The following is an 18,395-nucleotide window of genomic DNA, read 5'->3' as shown; positions in this document are numbered from 1 at the left end:
TTGAATAATGGCCGCGCCTAAAACCGCACCAAGGATGGGAGCCTTCCCCCTGTTAACAATACGCCACCGACTATAGCGGCAGAAATGGCATCCAATTCCATCAACTGACCTGTTTGGTTCGCATCAGAAGCAGAATTAATCGCCGTAGTAATGATGCCAGCGATACCTGCCAGCAATCCGCAGACCATATAAGTCATTAATTTCACTTTTGTGGCAGGAACACCTGCAAGTTCTGCCGCCTTTTCATTCCCACCTACCGCTAATAAAAAACGACCATAAATAGAACGCTTTAATACCCATGCGATAGACAGAGCTAAAACAAGAGTAATCCAGGCCTGTACAGGCACCCCAAAAACACGTCCAGTACCAATAAATTCAAAACTTGGGTTATCAAAGGTCTGTAACTCACCATTGGTAAGCACCTGGGCAATACCTCGTCCTGAAATAAATAGAATTAAGGTCGCAATAATAGGTTGAATTTTATACTTACTGATAAGAAAGCCATTAAACAAACCAGCAATACCAGCCGCGCTAATCGCCACCACAATGGCAACAAACAAACCCAACTCTGGATTAGCCACGCCAAAGTCCGATAAAAAAATCATCGGGGCGACCGTGCCCGCCAGAGCCATAAGAGCCCCCACTGAAAGATCGATCCCTCCAGAAGCAATGACTAGGGTCATACCGATAGCCACAATCGCTACCGTTGCAACCTGAGTCAAATTCACATATAAGGTTTGGATTTGTAAGAAATTAGGGGTAATCAGAATATTAATTACCAGTAATAAAAAGAAGGCCCATAACGCCCCATTATTTTTTATTTGCGACGCTATTTTTGTACCGACTGTCGGCACCTTTGGTTTCGGACTTTCTGCTAACGTTGAACTGTTCATTTTGTCTCTCCACTCATGCAACAGGATGACGTGTTTCTTGGGCGATGGCTTTCATAATGGCATTCTCTGTCAGCTGATCATTCGCTAATGCCTGTATGCTATGCCCATCTTGCAAAACGATGACTCTATCTGCGCCTTCTACTAATTCTTCAAACTCAGAGGAAATCATCAAGACAGTTAAACCGTCATCGGCTAAACGTCGAATTAAAGACTGAATCTCCCCTTTTGCTCCAACATCAATGCCTCGGGTTGGCTCATCTAAAATTAGGATATTAGGGTTCGTTACCAACCACCTAGCCAGCAATACTTTTTGTTGGTTTCCACCAGAGAGTTGGGAAATAGGTTGCTCCATTGACGCGGTTTTGATACCAAGTCGCTGTATAAAATCGGTGACTAATTGGCGCTCTTTGGACTCATCAATCAAACCGTATTTAGAAATTTTTGGTAACAATACCAACGTGAGATTCTCTCTTACGGACAGCTGAGGAATAATGCCATCTTCTTTTCGATCCTCAGAACAAAAGCCAAACCCTTTTTCTATCGCCGCCATTGGGTCAGTGAAATCCATTTTTTCACCCTCAAGAAAAACCTCACCTTTTTTCAAATCGCTATCTAATCCAAAAATAGCTCGCGCCACTTCAGATCGACCGGAACCTAATAAACCTGCAAGCCCTAGAATTTCCGATTTATATAAATCAAAAGAAACATTTTTGAGTGCACCAGCCCCTTCTAGGTTTTCTACTGATAATAAAACCTGATCACTCGCACGGCCTGTTGATGCAAAATTAGTCGCTCCTCCTCTGGCAATTTCCTCTGGGTCTTTTCCTAACATGGCCGCGACCATATCCAACTTGGTCATATCACCAATAGCACGTTGACCAACGGTTTTTCCATCTCGCATAACTGTAATTTCATCGCAAATTTGAAACAGCTCATCAAGGTGATGACTCACATACAAAATAGCAACACCAGAGGCCTTCAACTCTTTAATGACACGAAACAACACTTCCTTTTCACGTTCATCTAGAGAGGAAGTAGGTTCATCCATAATGACGATTCTGGCATCTAAGGCGACCGCTCTAGCAATCGCAACCAATTGCTGTATGGCAATATTAAAAGTACTAAGAGGCTGCTCAACATCTAGCTCTAATCCGAAGCGGGCTAAGGTTTCTCTAGCGTGTGCATGCGCTTTTCGCCAGTCCACCATCCCAAAACGTTTAGGCTCATGGCCAAGACAAATATTTTCGGTAATGGAACGGTAGCCGATCAGGTTCACTTCTTGGAAAATCGTGCTGATGCCAGCCATTTGAGCTTTATGAGGAGAAGCATAAGAAACCTCCTCCCCCATAAAATAAATATCGCCCTCATCGTGCTTATGGGCCCCATTAAGTACCTTGATCAAGGTGGATTTTCCTGCACCATTTTGACCTATAATCGCATGTACTTCGCCGGCCTTAATTTTTAGCTCCGCATCAGATAGCGCAGGAACACCAGCAAAATGCTTATGAATGCCTTTCATGTGTAAGACTAGGTCACCATCATTTGATAGTGTCGAGGAAAGGCTGGCACCTTGTTGTGCCTCCGTTGGATATGAATGGTTCATCTAAGCCTCGGTTAAAACTAGGAAGAAAAAAGAGCGGAAAATCACTTCCCGCTCAAGAGGATCAATAGATAGTATTAATAGGCTTCGTCTATATGTTTAGCCGCATTTTCAATAGTGAACACACGGTCTGTAACACGCACCCAAGGCTCAATCGTTTCACCATTGGCATAACGTTTCATCGTTTCACAAGCCAATGGACCAAAGAATGGGCTCGATTCAACCGTCACTCCCATTTTGCCATCCAAAATAGCTTGTAAAGCATCACGAGTACCATCAACAGAAACAATCAACACATCTTTGCCCGGCACTCGACCTGCCGCTTCCAATGCTTGAATAGCACCAATCGCCATCTCATCATTATGAGCATAAATGACATCCGCATTTGGATAGGTTTGCAGCAAGGTTTCCGTTACTTTTCGGCCTTTATCTCGAGCAAAGTCACCGGATTGAGAGGCGAGAATTTTCATATCAGGATGTTTAGCAATTTCATCGTCAAAGCCTTTTCGACGATCATTTGCAGGCGATGAACCTGTTGTGCCTTCAAGTTCTAAAATCAGGCCTTTACCGCCTGTTTTTTCAATCAACCAGTTCGCAGCAATGGCCCCTTGCTCAATAAAATTCGAGCCTAAGAAGGTAACGTAATCACGGCCCGCTTTAGCCACTTTTTCATCGACACTGCGATCCACTAGGAAAACCGGAACACCTTGTGCTTTAGCGCGTAATACGGCAGGAAGCAGAGGTCTTTCTTCTCTAGGAGGTAGGAAGATAACGTCCACACCTTGGGCAATCATGGAGTCCACATCAGATACTTGTTTAGCGGCTGAACCCGCTGCATCCGTGTACACAAGATCCCAGTTACAGCTGGCGGCGGTATCTTTAAAACTTTTTGTTTCCGCGATTCTCCAAGGATTATTGCTTTCTGTTTGAGCAAAACCCACTTTATAGCGATCTTTTTTCTCTAACGCAGGTAGGTCTGCCATTGCTGCGCTGGACAATACCCCGATCAAAGCCGAAACAACCGTCATTTTAAATATCATGCTCACATCTCCAAATTTATTTTTATTTTTACGTTAAATGTTTGAACGAACTCTGTAACAACCGCCTATTCCTCTATATTCACCTCCGCCTCTTCGAGTACTATATTTTGATATTTTTAAATCGATTTAAATTTTATTTAATTTTATAGGCCGATAATTTTTCCCAATCAAATTCCACACCAATACCAATCGTGTCAGGCGCAACAGCCATACCCTCCTCGATAACCAAAGGACGCAATGTATATTGATCAATAGGAAAGCTATGAACCTCAACCCAACCCGCATTAGGCTGAGAAGCCACTAAACTTACGTGTAACTCTTGCATACCATGAGAACTGGCAAGGATATTAAATTCATCAGCCATTTTTGCCGCAGCGAGCCATCCAGATATACCGCCACAATTTGACGCATCTGGCTGAATAAAGGACAACTTAGCTTGTTGAAAAGCATAGCCAAATTCATAAATAGTATGTAGATTCTCCCCCATTGCTAAAGGGATGGATGTGTTCTCAGCAATGCGTGCGTAACCAGTATAATCGTCTGGGACTGTAGGCTCTTCAAACCAGAATATGTTGTACTCAGCAAAGGCATTCGCTGCCGTAATCGCCTGTTCAACTGTCATAGAATAATTGGCATCGATCATAAAAATAATGTCATCCCCTATCAGCTCTCGAACGGCCTTAACTCGGGCAACATCATCTTCTAAATTCGCTTGTCCAACCTTGATTTTAACGGCATTAAAGCCGGCATCTAGGTAGCCTTGAACCTCTTTTAACAAACGCGCTAAGGAAAAATTCAAATCGATACCACCGCGATAGGCTTTGGCGACTTTATTTTGATTACCATTAAATTGATGTAATGGTTTTCCGAGGGCTCGACAACGTAAATCCCATAACGCGATGTCAATTGCAGAGATAGCAAAAGACGCTATGCCCCCACGACCAACATAGTGAATGCAATATTCCATATCTCTATAAATTGCTTCAATGTCTGACCCGTCTCTACCCAGTAACATAGGCTTTAAATCGGCTTCAATCATTGATCGAATAGCCTGACCACCTCTACCTCCAGTATAGGTGTAACCTGTACCTTGAGATCCATCAGATAATGTAATCGTTACCGTTAGCAGCTCAAAATGTGTGTGATCTCCATGCATGGCATCGGACAAAACCTCAGCTAATGGCACGGCGAATAACTGTACATCTATCGATTTTATGATCGAATCATTCACTATTTGTCTCCTAAAAAGTGACAATACACTCTCGTTTTTATTATTTTTTAAATCGGTTTAAATTTATAATACAAAGGATAAAAAATATCAAGACTAAATTTAAATCGATTTAAATTTAGTCTTGATATTAATAAATAAAAGCAGGACAACACACAAGAAGAGAAAGACTAGCTTTTTAAATAGGCACCGCAAGAACGGCGAATGATAAGTTCGGAATCAAAGATTTTTCTTTGGGGAGGCATATAGGGGTCGGCTAATCGCTGGAATAAGAAGGTCGCGGCCATTTGCCCAATTAAGGATTTTTGCACATTAATGGTTGTTAATTGAGTGTAATGCCGATTACTTTCAGCAATGTTATCGCAGCCTACAACCGCTATATCTTTTCCAGGCTCCAACCCCATCTGAATCAAGGCCGACAAAACGCCCAATGCAATTAAATCAGAGAAGCCAACAATCGCTGTTGGAGGTGAGTCCATAGCTAACACGCTTGGTAAAAGAGCTTCAGCCGCTTCCGATTTATTCTCACAATCAAACATCAATGATTCATCCAACGGCAAACCATGCAACTTTATGGCATCGACATAACCTAGGCGTCTTTCTTTAGCCGCTTTAGCATCGATATGACCACCAACAAACGCGATTCGCTTGTGACCAAGGGACAGTAAATGTCGAGTAGCCAGATGCAAAGAATATCGCTCATCATTCCCGACGAAGTCCATATTCGAGCCATCAATATCCCGAGTTACCAGTACGGTGGGTAAACCTCGAGTGAGTAATGGCTGCAGCGCATCCATTCCCGTTCCAACAACCGGACACAGCAAGAGCCCATCAGAATTATGTTCAATTAAAGCATTAATAAAACGCTCTTGTTGTTCAATATTCTCATAACTATTACAGAGTAAAGACATGCGGCCTTTTTCGGATAGGGTCTTTTCTGCACTGGCACAAACTTCCGTAAAATACGGGTTAGTAAAATCATGTACCGCTAAACCAACCATACCGCTTTTGCCAGTAATCAGGCTGGCAGCACGTCGGTTGTAAACATAGCCGACTTCTTTGATTTTTTGCTGTACTAGCAGACGTGTTTTTTCTGCAACTAGAGGACTATTATTAATGGATAGCGACACAGTTGCCGTAGAAACGCCCAACTGTTTAGCAATATCTTTTAAGGTTAAATGCTTTTTTTGTACCATTTTTTCTTTTTCCTTAGGCACTCGTTACAACTTTTATAAAGCATTTTTTAGCAAAGTAACATACTTATTCTGCTTCATTCTTCAGAGTAGGCACAGCATTTGCTGCAAAAAGAAAGCCTTCAAAATCAGGTTCTTCCACATTGGCTAATTTGAAAAGCTCTTTTTTAGCGTTTTCAATATGCTGCCAAACGGCTTGTTTTGTTTCTTGAGGTGAGCGTTTTTGTAACGCGATTAAGATGTTTTTATGATCAGACAACCATAATGACTGTAATCGTTTTTCATGGAAATACTGTGAATTTAATGCATCCCATAATGGGTTTTCCGTTCTGACGTTATCCCACATGGACTGAGCCATCACAATAAGCATATTATTTTGTGTTGCTTCAGCAATAACCATATGAAAGTTATGATCAAGCTCATTAAAACGCTTACTGTCACCATTAATTTCCAGCTCTTGCTCCCGTAGCAGATCCCGCATTTCTCGTACATGGGTGGCTGAAATTTGAGTGGCGGCAAAGGCGGCAATATTGGTTTCTAATAACTGTCGTGCTTGCAACAGCTCAAAGGGGCCAATATTACTTTCTGCTTCCCCAATAAGCATATTTGAGTCTATATTTTCAACAAAAAAGATGCCTGCGCCTTGCTTAACTTCAACCAACCCTTGCAGCTCCAACATAATGATGGCTTCACGAATGGTTGCTCGGCTTGCATTATAACGCTCACTTAAATCCCGTTCCGAAGGTAAACGACCACCAACGGGCAACTCTCCTGAAAGGAGCGTATTTTTGATTTGTTTACCAACTTGCTGGTAACGGCGACTATTAGGTGACATAAAGAGTTCTTAATTATTAAATTTTGATTATTTTATACAAACCTCACACCATTGTCATAAACAAACGACGTTAAAATCTGCATTTAAAATAATTTCGTAAGGAAAAGAGCTATCCTACACTCAATTTAAAGAAATAAACGATGAGAACAAAATATTGTATAAAAGAATGTGTTCTCGTCATTACAAAATGAGGAAACTGAATCAGTTAGCGATACAAACGATACCGCCAACTGAGTGATTATTATACGAGAATATGAATATATAAAACAAAAAGGCTTATATTTGAGTCGCTTAATACCGCAATATATGTTCTACCTTACTCTTGAACGTCCATATATTTACTCGCCCACGCACGATTTTCTTCTAATGTGGAGTAACGCGTAGAAAGCTCAGATGCATTTAAAGTCCCTTCAGCAATACCTCTTTGTTCACGCAAGCAATCGTAAGTTGCTTTAATCGCCGCAAAATACGCGGCATGACCATTTACGACAATACGCACTCCATTTTTAGCTAATCGCTCACGATCTCTCAACTCAGGTGTGTCATAAGCGATCAACATTAAAGGAACAGAGATATGTTGACTAATTTGTTCTAAATGTTCAAAGTCACGAATACCCACCATACAAATACCATCTACCCCTTCGGCTTCATAAGCCTTCACTCGCTCTATGGTTTCTTCGGTACTCAGTTGACCAGCGTTAGTTCGAGCGATAATACACATGGCAGGATCAATTCGAGCGTCCAGAGCCGCTCTTAGCTTACCCACAGCTTCTTCTAAAGGAATCAAATCTGTCGACTTATGCCCATATTTGGCCGGCAACAAGGTATCTTCAATCGTCAGTGCCGCCACGCCCGCACGCTCTAGCTCAGTAATGGTACGAATAACATTCAAAGCATTGCCGTAACCATGATCGGCATCCGCAATAATAGGCAAACGTGCCACACGCCCAATACGAGTGGCTTGCTCGGTAAACTCACTTAACGTAATTAATGCAAAATCAGGAGCGGCTAATACCTGTAATGAAGCAACCGATCCCCCTAATATCCCAACTTCAAAACCAAGGTCAGCGGCGATACGAGCCGACATCGGATCAAAAGTAGATGCCGTGTAATAACATTGGTCAGTTTTCAACAGTTCCCGAAAATCATTTCGTAGATCATGCTGTGAAGGGGTCGCCATGGGATTTTCTCCTAAAATGTTCTTTTATATCAAAGAGGATAAATTGAGGCGCGATTATACCTATCTTGAGGTACCACTGCAGCACATACCAACCAATTGGTCAGCATTGATTGGCAGAGTATTTGCTTTATTCACCATAATTCCAGATACAGGTCTTTGATTAATATTGAAAAACCAGCCAAAAGCGTCCAATTATTGCCAAAATAGACAGTTTTTTTTCAATTTTATTAAAAAAATCGGTCTTTTTCCTTGCACCTTTAAAAGAATATTTGGAGAATTCCTGACCGATAAATCAGGTACAGAAAAAAGCCTTCATTGTGGGGAAGTAGAGTGACTGTTTTCATCACTTAATGCTTAGTATTCTGTTTTTTCATTCACTGTTCATTCCTTTATTAATTAACTGAGAGATTTATGCAAGACAAGCAATCTATCCATGGCTTTTGGGCAAGTCGTTGGATCTTTATCTTAGCCGCAGTCGGTTCCGCTGTTGGTCTTGGTAACATTTGGAAATTCCCATACATTACAGGTGAAAATGGTGGCGGAGCATTTGTTCTTGTCTATCTAGTGTGTATTTTATTTGTTGGTATTCCAATTATGATGTCGGAGGTCCTTATTGGTCGCCGAGCTCGTAAAAGTCCAATTAATGCACTCCATGATGTGGCAATCGAATCGAAAAAAACAACACGCTGGTCCTTAGTCGGTGTGATGGGTATGTTCTCTGGTGTCATGATTTTTTCCTTCTACTCTGTCGTTGCTGGCTGGGTTCTGAACTACATTGCAGAGATGGCAAAAGGCACATTTGTCGGTATCTCAGCCGAAGACGCTGGCGCCACTTTCGATCAACTCCTAGCAAGCCCCGGCACCATGCTGTTCTGGCACACGATTTTTGCCATTATGACGACCATAGTGGTTATTGGCGGCGTAAATAAAGGCCTTGAGCGCGCTACTCGCATTATGATGCCGGCTTTGTTTGTACTATTAATCATCTTGCTGGGTTATGCCATGACACTAGATGGATTCTCAAAAGGATGGGACTTTATGTTTCATTTTGATCCTTCTGAACTCTCTTGGGATGCGGTTTTAGTCGCGCTAGGGCACTCTTTCTTTACCTTATCTCTTGGGATGGGAACTATTATGGCGTACGGTGCCTACATGCCGAAAAAAGCGTCAGTAACAGGAACCGTATTTGCTATTGCGGCACTTGATACCTTGGTCGCTCTTGTTGCAGGCTTGGCGATTTTCCCAATCATTTTCACTAATGGAATGGACCCAAGTGCAGGACCTGGCTTAATGTTTGTAAGCTTACCTGTCGCCTTTGGTCAAATGCCGGGCGGGCAACTGTTTGGTCTCTTATTCTTTATTCTTGTTGGCGTAGCGGCTTGGACATCTGCAATATCATTATTAGAACCAACGGTTGCTTTCTTAGTCGAGAAGTTCAAGCTCAGTCGTACAAAAGCATCGGTTGCCTTAGGCGTCGTCGTTTGGGCATTAGGCATCAGCTGTTTATTAGCTTTCAATGAGTGGTCTGACTTCAAACCGTTCGGTAAAAACATGTTTGATCTATTAGACTATGCAACAGCAAATATTATGTTACCACTTGGCGGCATTCTCGTTTCTGTGTTTGCTGGCTGGGTAGTATTACCTAAATTTAGCCATCAAGAATTGGCTATAAGCGAAAAAGCACACGGTTTATGGCTGTTTGTTTCACGCTTTATCGCCCCCGTTGCGGTCGCAATTGTGTTTTACCTAAACCTATAAACTCGTTTATAGTTATCTTAGAAACACAACATAACGCCCTATCCCCATAGGGCGTTATGTTTTATAACCTCTCCAATGATTCTAGCGCTTCCTGAATATCTGGGTGCAAGAAGCGATAGCCGCTTTCCAGTAGACGCTTAGGTCGCACATTTTGTCCATCCAGAACCAAAGTAGACATTTCCCCCATTAAAGACGACATAACAAAAGCCGGTACTCTAAACACACAAGGTCGATTTAGGGATGTGGAGAATGCACGACTGAATTCATTATTTGTGACTGGTGTAGGGGCCGTGAAGTTATACACTCCCGAGCAAGACGGATGCTTTATAAGGTAGAGTATTCCTTGTAACATATCCTCTATATGTATCCAGGACATGTATTGCTGACCATTACCCATCGGCCCACCTAATCCCAATGTAAAGGGGATTCGCATTTTTTCCAATGCTCCGCCCTTCTTACTCAAAACAATACCCGTTCGAATAATGCAAACACGGGTTTTATCCGATTCAGCTTGCTGAGCAATGGCTTCCCAGCGCGCGCACAAACGATGACTAAAATCATCCACTGTTGCAACAAAATCTTCCTCAATCGCCTGCTCACCCTGCTTGCCATAAAAACCAATCGCAGAACCACTAATAAAGATCTTAGGAGGATTGGCCCCAGCTTTCATTAGATCAACCAACTTTTGGGTAATGCTCCAGCGACTGTCTTCTATCCGTTTTTTTGCGAATCAGACCAATGCTTATTGGCAATGGGCTCGCCAGCCAGATTGATCACCACCTCAAATTCATCCAGATTATTAAACGCATCCAGATCAGTAATATAACGATGTTCATCACCTAATTTGTTTTTCGCTTGCGTCACATTACGAGTCAACACAGTAATGTCGTCATTATGACGTTGCGCAATAAAATGAGAGCCGATTAAGCCAGAACCGCCCGTAATCAGTACTTTCATGACGTATTCTCCTAAGTGTGGAATTGTTCATTTGTACTATTTCTATTTACTGAATACGTAAATCAAAGATAACCGGTTCACAAAGAGGGAAAAAGAAATATTAAAAAGGCGATATTGAGGAGATCAATTAAAGCCTGAGCGTGATTTAAATACGTTATTCACACCCAGGCGCTCTGTACTAAGCTAAGCATTATTTATGGTCAGCACGGCCAGCAAATTTACGTTCTTCAACGTTGACTTTAATTTTATCACCCGTAGAAATGTGTTCTGGGACTTGGATAGTCACACCTGTTGATAGTTTTGCAGGCTTATTACGTGACGTTGCCGATGCCCCTTTAATAGAAGGGTCCGTCTCGATGACTTCTAATTCAACGTTTGTTGGCAAATCAAGCGCAACAGGTGAATCGTCTACCAACACAACTTGAATCCCCGCCGTTTCTTCATTGATAAACAACACTTCGTCTTCAATAGACTGTTTATTTAAGCTATACGGTGTGTAATCTTCGTTATCCATGAAGACATATTCATCCCCATCTACATAAGAAAATATCGCTGGTCGACGAATTAAATCAGCTAGATTCAACATTTCAGAATCTTTAAAGGTCTCATCCACCTTATGGCCAGTCACCACATCATACATACGCATACGGTAAAGGCTACCGCCTGCCCGCCCTTGGGGAACAGAGCGTTCTATGTCTTTTACTATGTAAGTTTTACCATTGTATTCAACCGCTGCATTTTTTTTAATATCACTGGCTTTAGGCATTTTCTATTCCTGAATGTTCGTTTGTTATTAATCTGTTTACTGAAAAATTTGTTTTTGCATCCTATATTAGGAACCCAAAACCAGCAAGATATCTTTAGCAGATAACGTACTTTTCTGATTCATAAACACAAAAAAGACCAACACAGGGTTGGCCTTTGATTATCATCAATACATTCGCTTTACGGTATTAGCCCTTTTTAAACTCAGGGATAATATGACGACCGTAGTTGGCGATGATTTCTTCTTCATCACCACTATCTAAGTAGATATTAAACTGAGTGGTACCCACGGCTTCTAGGTCTTTGATTTTGGCAATGTGATCTTCTACCGTGCCCAGTACGCAGAAACTTTTCACAATGTCTTCCGTGATAAAGTCTAGGTATGGATTGTCACTTTGACCGTGTTTAGAATAGTCATATCCACGACGCTTTTCGATGTAATCCGTTAAGCTGCGAGGTACTAGACCAGAATCACTGCCATATTTTTCAACGATATCGGCCACATGGTTACCGACCATCGCTGGGAACCATTTAGTGTGTTCAATACAGTAATCCATATCACCGAAATACGCTGGCGCAGCGGCTTGGATTTTAAAGTTCGACATATCACGGCCTGTCGCTTCACCGGCACTAATCGCTTGATCTTTAAACCATTTAACTAGGTCTGGATCACCAATCTGCAAAATTAAACCATCGCCGACTTCACCCGCTGTCGCCAAGGCTTTTGGTCCGTAGGCACCAATCCAAACAGGAAGTTCATAACCATTTGCCCATGGAAATTTCACGGGAGAAGCACATTCACCGTATTCCACTTCTTCACCACGTACCATGGCTTTTACTTTTTGCGTAAATTCAGCCAAACGCGCTAATGTTGCAGGCTTTTTACCCATCACTCGCATGGATGAGTCACCACGACCTAAGCCAATATCAAAACGACCATTACTTTGTGCCGCTAAACTGGCGTACAAGCTGGCCGCTAATGACCAGTCACGAATATTTGGATTGGTTACACAAGGGCCAAAACGCATGGTTTTTGTATGTTCCATACACATCGCCATAGCAACAAAGGATTCACGCCATAGAATGTGCGAATCATAAAACCAGCAATAGTCAAAACCCGCCGCTTCTGCTTGGCGAACTAAGTTACGAGCGCGATCAGGGCTTACAAAACCTTTAAACGTAATACCAAATTCCATGATTTTTTCCTCATATAATTTTTTTAATAGTCATTTTTTACATTAAATGCTCAATTGATATTATCTGGATGATAATATTCATGAATCATTTAGCTTGTTCCAATTGTGCTTCTTTGCTTTGTCTTTACTTTGTAACTAGTGAGCATGTTCCGGCGGACAGATACGAATCCCCGCATGGCTAAAGGGAACATCCTTCGAGATATTCAAACGAATCAAGATAGGAGTAAGAGCCTCAATACAGCGAGCACTTTCCGCTAACCCTGCGTTATAGGCTTGCGTACCCATTTTTTCACACAAAGCCATCACGCGTTTTTTTGCTTCCAGGTCATTACCGCAAACTAAAATATCGCAGTTAATTGGACGTGAAAGATCATTAAGCGTAATCGCAGATACATTGTGTAAGGCACCAACCACATTAATAGAATCCCCTAATAGTATTTGCGCAGACTCAGTGACAGATCCTGCTGGCGGCATAGCTACGGCTTTCGGATTTCCAGGTGCTAAAGGTACGACAATATCCACTAAGGTTTTCCCTTCTAAAAAGGGAGCAAGTGCCGTTAACGTCGCATCGTGCCCACTGTAAGGAACCGATAAGATGACCAGGTCATCAGACGCCTTAGTGGCCTCTTCCATGCTCAAACCCGTAATGTCTGCGTCATGGCCTTTTTCTTTTAGCGTTGCGACTAACTCTTGCGCCGCAATTTGCGCTTTTTCTGCATCACGCGACCCTAAAATAACGCTTACACCCGCTTGTGCTAAACGAAGAGCCAAGCCTTTACCCTGCGGTCCTGTACCACCAATAATAGATACTTTCATCTAAATAAATCCTCATTATGTGAACGAATAAGATCCCGACTACTGCTGTCGGTTTTAGGCCAAGATAGGCCACGAAAAACAATGACTGGTGCTTTAGCGCTTTTCTCCATTAACAGTCCAGACGCCGCAGCGAGCTCATCAGCAAAAGCTGGGGCGGTAACGCTTAAAGGTCGGCCAAAGGCATCTTCTTCCCCTAGCATGCTCATGACTCCAGGCACATTCGCTAAGCCAATGGCCACATTGGTTTGCCCAAGACGCCAAGGTCGACCAAATGTATCGCTAATAACAATGCCTAAATTGCAAGCAAAATGCGCTTCCAATGCCAAACACAATTGTTGGGCACTTTTATCTGGGTCCTCGGGCAATAAAATTAATTGGCCAGGATGGTCCGCATTGGATTCATCCACCGCGGCATTGGCGCAAATATAGCCATTTTTATGCTCTGCTATTAAGGTTCCTTCTTCTTGATCCGGTCGCTTAAATGCACGAACTACCCGTTTTGATTGTGATAAAATCACTTCTACTTTTCGGGGATCTTTATTCACTGTTTTTGCGAGTTCGATCGCCTCTGGACTCGGGGTAACCTGATCTAAATAAGCACAAGCCCCTTCTGATTTTGAAACAACTTTATGGGCAATAACCAGAATGTCACCTTCGACTAATTGCTGCTTATTGAGAGCCAAGGTATCTATAATAGACTGAGCTAGATCATCACCTTCTTGAAAATCAGGTAAACCAGATAAGCGAAACATCATCATAGAATCAGGCATAGAGAGCCTCCTTATATAGAGAGGAAGCCAAAGGCTGGCACCACTTTTTAAATAGTTCAGGTTGCTGCTTGATCGCTTTTTCTAAGTCATCACTGAGATCGATATCTAGTGATAAATGAGATAATTGCAGACATACGCACGACATTTTTTTGCTAACCGCTTGAGCCTTATGTTTATTGGCAGAATGCGTTCCATAAGCAAACTCAATCGCATCTGGAGGGGATGTTAACAACGCATTGGTGCCTCCATCTTTTGCAAGAGCGATGACGACAGAAGCCTGCTCTGAAGACAGCAAAAGAGACTCAATTTCCATTTTATCTAGGATCGCAATATCACTGGGGATAATTAATTGTTGTGAAAAGCCCGCTTGTTTAACCCAACCACAAGCCCGCTTTAGGGCACCATTTAACCCCTGAGAACCATCATCAAATAAGGTATGTGTACCGTAAGTTTTTGCCAGCGCTAAGACCTCTGAAGATTCACTCACCACTAAGGTTTCAATGTGGGGAAAATGCCTATTAAAAAATGCCAACGTCTTCTTAAATAGAGTAAGCGCGAGACTTTCTCTGTCTTCATTCGATAAATGTAAAGACAGCCTCTGTTTGGCTTTTTTTGGCGATTTCATTGGGATAACAATACAAGGTAATGTCATTAGGCGGCCCTCTTAGTGCGATTCGCTAAGGCAAATTCAATGACCTGACTGAGTAATGCCGATTTTTCACTTGTTGTGTTCATTAAGGTTGGCGTCACTAATACATCCAACCCTTGATTTTCTAAACACGCGGCCTCTTCATTGTCTGCAGAATCGATCACAAAACCGTGTAAAAAAGAACGGTAGCATTCGTAAACACCTTGAGAATCGTTGCTTTTCCCCATGCTCGTAAGCATTTTATCCGCAGGGCCCTTGATGGTTTTCCCACCAATTAAAGGTGAAATCGCAATCACATAAGCATTACTTTTCTCTATCGCTTCTCGAATTCCTGGAACCGCTAAGATGGCACCAATACTGACAATAGGATTACTGGGCGCAATTAAAATCACATCACTTTTGGCAATCTGCGTTAACGATTCTGAAGTGGCTTTTGCTATGGACGCCCCTTCATACTCAACCGCGGTTACTGTTGGCTGACAACGTTCACGCACAAAGTACTCTTGAAACGACAAGACACCTGATTCCGTCCTAACTCGTGTCTGAACTACATCGTCTGTTGGCAATAAAATTGGCATACTAATACCATGCCTTTTTGCCAACCTGTGAACAATATGACTTGCTCGAACCCCTTGTTTTCGAAGCTCTGTACGATAAATATGAGTCGCTAAATCTAAATCTCCAAGCGTCATCCAAGTGTCTTGGCCCAGTTGTGCTAATTCGTTAAGCACTTGATGGGATTCATTTTTTCTGCCCCACCCTTGTTGACGATCAATTTGGTCTCCAAGAGAATAAATTAAGGTGTCGATATCTGGAGAAACCCACAAACCATGAAACTCATCGTCATCTGCGATATTGCCAATAATTTGTGTGGCCTTTGCGTAACGGCTAGCCGCTATCCCTTCTGCCGCTTTTGCTCCGCCAACACCACCTGCTAACAAGGTAATGGTTAAATCTGGCATTAGGCGACTCCTCGTATCGAAATCAAACGATCGGCATTTGCATTCAGAACCATACCTTCCGCATTTTGGTCACTGAGAAAAGGATAATCCTGAACTGTGCCGTATCGGGTATTACGTTGAATCGCGTTTAAGCCCGCTCTATGTATATTCGACACCATGTCTTCTGGAAAAACTTCTTGTCCATGGGTGGCACCAGCGGCACGAGAAATACTCTCATTCATTAGAGTGCCACCAAGGTCATTGGCACCAGAGAGTAGCATTTGAGTCGCCACTTCAGGGCCCATTTTCACCCAAGAGGCTTGTATGTTATCAATATGGCCTTGGAGCATTAAACGCGCAATGGCGTGCATTTTAAAATGCTCATCTCGGGTTGGCCCCGGACGGACCTTATCAGGGTTATCATTAAATAAACGCGTTTCATAATGAATAAAACCTAAGGGAACAAATTCTGTAAAACCACCGGTTTCTTTTTGAATATCACGCAATAATTCAAGATGCTTGGCCCAATGAACGGGCTGATCAACATGACCATACATGATGGTTGACGTAGTGGGTACGCCCACAGAATGAGCCGCTTTAACAATGCGCACCCACTCTTCTGTTGTCAGTTTGTTTTTAGTGAGTTGTTTACGAATTTCCGTGTCTAGTATTTCGGCGGCCGTGCCAGGCATAGAACCTAAACCCAGTGCTTTTAGTTCGGATAAAAAGACTTCTGGTTCAAGGCGTGCTTTTTTACAGCCATACCAAATTTCAAATGGTGAAAACGCATGTATATGGATTTCAGGAACACGCTTTTTCACCGCGACAATCAAGTCTCGATAATAATTCGCATCAATATCAGGATGAAGACCGCCCTGAATACACACCTCTGTCGCTCCACGATTCCAAGCTTCTTCAGCACGATCGGCGACTTGCTCAACATTTAAGAACTCGGCATCTTGATCGCCTTTTTCTTTGGCGAAATTACAAAAGCGACACCCCATGTAGCAGACATTCGTAAAGTTGATATTGCGGGTAATGACAAAACTGCCTGTGTCCCCCACTCGGTCTTTTCGAACCTGATTAGCAACATCTAAAACCGCTTGTGCATCAACACCTTGAGTATCAAATAATACACAAGCGTTCTCTACACTGAGTTCGTTACCTAATAAAGAGTCTTCCAAAATAGAGCGGATAGAATGACTCACATTGCTCGCAATAAGGTCGTTGTTTTTAGGCGTTAAATACGGGGTTTTCATAATGCTGCTCCTCCATGTATACCAATATTTTCAGCCGCATTTCTATGAATAAGAGACGCTACTTTTTGCGTTAAATTGGAATCAAGGTAACGGGATTCCTGCTGCTGAAAACGAGAGTAAATCGTTAATCTTTCATTGAGATCGTAACCCAACCCTTGACAAGCCTTAGCGACACTTTCTATCTGTGGCCATGCTCTTTCAGGGTTGATAAAGTCTTTTGTTAAAGGTGAAATACCGCCCCAATCATTGATGCCTGCACTGATATAGCTACCGTAATCTACTTCTAAATTTGGTGGTGCTTGAATGCTGATGTCGTGAGGAAGAATTAATCTGGCAACCGCGATGGTTCTTTTCATGTCATCCAAATCAGGTTCTTGACAACCTGCCATCGCCGTACCCGGTTTAGCACGAAAGTTTTGAATAATGACTTCTTGAATATGACCATAGGAAAGATGACGTTCACGAATGGCCATTAAGCTATCCACCCTATCTTCCCAAGTTTCGCCAATACCAATCAGAATCCCTGTGGTAAAGGCAATATCTAAACGCCCAGCTTGTTCGATAGTATCTAAGCGGCGCTTTGGCGTTTTATCTGGACAGGCATGATGCGCTTGGCCTTTCCTTAGTAAATCCACCGACACATTTTCCAACATCATTCCCATGCTTGCGGCAACAGGCTTAAGCTTTTTCAACTCTTCATAAGAAAGCGCTCCGGCATTGATATGAGGCAACAAACTGGTATGAGTCAGCACGCTTTCACATTGATCATGTAAATAATCTAGGGTGTCGCTGTAACCTAACGCCGCCAATTTATCTCGTGCCAGCTGATGACGCTCTTCTGGCCTTTCCCCTAGACTGAATAACGCTTCTTTACACGCTAACGCTTCGCCCTCGTACGCGGTTTTCAGTACTTCTTCCGGCGTCATGTAGTTTGCATTAGGAGAATCTGGAGACTGAACAAATGTGCAATAACCACAGCTATCTCGACACATGTTCGTTAAAGGAATAAATACTTTCTTGGAGTATGTGAGCTGTTTTCCCCAACATTCATCACGAACTTGAGAGGATAATTGACACAACGAGAACAAGTCAGGTCCAGTGACAAATTTATAAGACTTGGCTTCTGCAACTGAAATCATATTCACTCCAAAAAATACCGTTAAATTAAAAGTTTTACCATTTGGTATAAAATTAATATCACAGAGTTTCGATTAGAGTAAATCGTTTTTTTTGGGGAGGGGGGTGCACCAAAATGAAAATATTGAAAAAATCTTAATGACTTCTCATTTTAGAAAAGTCATTAAGTAGATGAAAT

At 42.4% G+C, this 18,395-nt stretch carries 18 protein-coding genes; 1 reads left to right on the top strand and 17 read right to left on the bottom strand.

Annotated features, from left to right (window positions below):
- Nucleotides 1-17: 17 nt before the first annotated feature.
- The 7 genes from O1D97_RS04435 to O1D97_RS04405 form a co-directional block, all read right to left on the bottom strand.
- On the bottom strand, nt 18-893 hold the full coding sequence (locus O1D97_RS04435) for an ABC transporter permease (RefSeq protein WP_269123177.1): 876 nt from the start codon (nt 891-893) through the stop codon (nt 18-20).
- 13 nt (nt 894-906) lie between these two features.
- Entirely contained in the window at nt 907-2,496 is a 1,590-nt protein-coding gene (locus O1D97_RS04430) for a sugar ABC transporter ATP-binding protein (RefSeq protein WP_269123175.1), read from the bottom strand.
- 74 nt (nt 2,497-2,570) lie between these two features.
- Nucleotides 2,571-3,533, bottom strand: a complete 963-nt coding sequence (locus O1D97_RS04425; protein WP_269123173.1) for an ABC transporter substrate-binding protein — start codon at nt 3,531-3,533, stop codon at nt 2,571-2,573.
- Between the two features lie 133 nt (nt 3,534-3,666).
- Nucleotides 3,667-4,764, bottom strand: coding sequence for a mandelate racemase/muconate lactonizing enzyme family protein (locus O1D97_RS04420; RefSeq protein WP_269123171.1), 1,098 nt, complete (start codon nt 4,762-4,764; stop codon nt 3,667-3,669).
- Nucleotides 4,765-4,931: 167 nt separating this feature from the next.
- Entirely contained in the window at nt 4,932-5,957 is a 1,026-nt protein-coding gene (locus tag O1D97_RS04415) for a LacI family DNA-binding transcriptional regulator (protein WP_269123169.1), read from the bottom strand.
- Between the two features lie 64 nt (nt 5,958-6,021).
- Nucleotides 6,022-6,789 (bottom strand): FCD domain-containing protein, encoded by a 768-nt coding sequence (locus tag O1D97_RS04410; RefSeq protein ID WP_269123167.1) that lies wholly within the window; start codon nt 6,787-6,789, stop codon nt 6,022-6,024.
- A gap of 316 nt (nt 6,790-7,105) precedes the next feature.
- Entirely contained in the window at nt 7,106-7,969 is an 864-nt protein-coding gene (locus O1D97_RS04405; RefSeq protein WP_269123165.1) for an isocitrate lyase/PEP mutase family protein, read from the bottom strand.
- A 411-nt stretch (nt 7,970-8,380) separates the two neighbouring features.
- Between O1D97_RS04405 and O1D97_RS04400 the strand changes: the two genes are divergently transcribed.
- Nucleotides 8,381-9,727, top strand: coding sequence for a sodium-dependent transporter (locus O1D97_RS04400; protein ID WP_269123163.1), 1,347 nt, complete (start codon nt 8,381-8,383; stop codon nt 9,725-9,727).
- Between the two features lie 61 nt (nt 9,728-9,788).
- On the opposite strand, the gene O1D97_RS04395 is transcribed toward O1D97_RS04400, so the two are convergent.
- From O1D97_RS04395 to cofG, 10 genes are all read right to left on the bottom strand, one after another.
- Nucleotides 9,789-10,421, bottom strand: coding sequence for a TIGR01777 family oxidoreductase (locus O1D97_RS04395; protein ID WP_269123848.1), 633 nt, complete (start codon nt 10,419-10,421; stop codon nt 9,789-9,791).
- Between the two features lie 17 nt (nt 10,422-10,438).
- Nucleotides 10,439-10,684 (bottom strand): NAD-dependent epimerase/dehydratase family protein, encoded by a 246-nt coding sequence (locus tag O1D97_RS04390; RefSeq protein WP_269123161.1) that lies wholly within the window; start codon nt 10,682-10,684, stop codon nt 10,439-10,441.
- A 190-nt stretch (nt 10,685-10,874) separates the two neighbouring features.
- On the bottom strand, nt 10,875-11,450 hold the full coding sequence (gene efpL / locus O1D97_RS04385; protein WP_269123159.1) for an elongation factor P-like protein EfpL: 576 nt from the start codon (nt 11,448-11,450) through the stop codon (nt 10,875-10,877).
- A 187-nt stretch (nt 11,451-11,637) separates the two neighbouring features.
- A complete protein-coding gene (locus tag O1D97_RS04380) occupies nt 11,638-12,645 on the bottom strand; it encodes a TIGR03842 family LLM class F420-dependent oxidoreductase (RefSeq protein WP_269123157.1) in 1,008 nt (335 codons plus the stop codon).
- Nucleotides 12,646-12,780: 135 nt separating this feature from the next.
- Nucleotides 12,781-13,461, bottom strand: coding sequence for an NADPH-dependent F420 reductase (npdG, locus tag O1D97_RS04375; protein ID WP_269123155.1), 681 nt, complete (start codon nt 13,459-13,461; stop codon nt 12,781-12,783).
- Nucleotides 13,458-14,231 carry a coenzyme F420-0:L-glutamate ligase gene (gene cofE, locus O1D97_RS04370; RefSeq protein WP_269123152.1) on the bottom strand — a complete coding sequence of 258 codons (774 nt, stop codon included), beginning with the start codon at nt 14,229-14,231 and terminating at the stop codon, nt 13,458-13,460. The genes npdG and cofE overlap by 4 nt, the downstream gene beginning before the upstream one ends.
- Nucleotides 14,224-14,883 carry a 2-phospho-L-lactate guanylyltransferase gene (cofC, locus tag O1D97_RS04365; RefSeq protein WP_269123150.1) on the bottom strand — a complete coding sequence of 220 codons (660 nt, stop codon included), beginning with the start codon at nt 14,881-14,883 and terminating at the stop codon, nt 14,224-14,226. The genes cofE and cofC overlap by 8 nt, the downstream gene beginning before the upstream one ends.
- Nucleotides 14,883-15,842 (bottom strand): 2-phospho-L-lactate transferase, encoded by a 960-nt coding sequence (gene cofD, locus O1D97_RS04360; protein ID WP_269123149.1) that lies wholly within the window; start codon nt 15,840-15,842, stop codon nt 14,883-14,885. Before cofD ends, cofC begins: the two co-directional genes overlap by 1 nt.
- Complete coding sequence (gene cofH, locus O1D97_RS04355) at nt 15,842-17,080, bottom strand: 5-amino-6-(D-ribitylamino)uracil--L-tyrosine 4-hydroxyphenyl transferase CofH (RefSeq protein WP_269123147.1); 1,239 nt, start codon at nt 17,078-17,080, stop codon at nt 15,842-15,844. The genes cofD and cofH overlap by 1 nt, the downstream gene beginning before the upstream one ends.
- Nucleotides 17,077-18,219, bottom strand: a complete 1,143-nt coding sequence (gene cofG, locus O1D97_RS04350) for a 7,8-didemethyl-8-hydroxy-5-deazariboflavin synthase CofG (RefSeq protein ID WP_269123145.1) — start codon at nt 18,217-18,219, stop codon at nt 17,077-17,079. The genes cofH and cofG overlap by 4 nt, the downstream gene beginning before the upstream one ends.
- Between the last annotated feature and the right edge of the window lie 176 nt (nt 18,220-18,395).

Origin of the sequence: Marinomonas phaeophyticola (assembly GCF_026966905.1) — a bacterium.
In the GTDB taxonomy this organism is placed as follows: Bacteria; Pseudomonadota; Gammaproteobacteria; order Pseudomonadales; family Marinomonadaceae; genus Marinomonas; species Marinomonas phaeophyticola.
The sequence above is the reverse complement of the archived record's forward strand: the minus strand, read 5'-3'. Positions and strand labels throughout refer to the sequence as shown.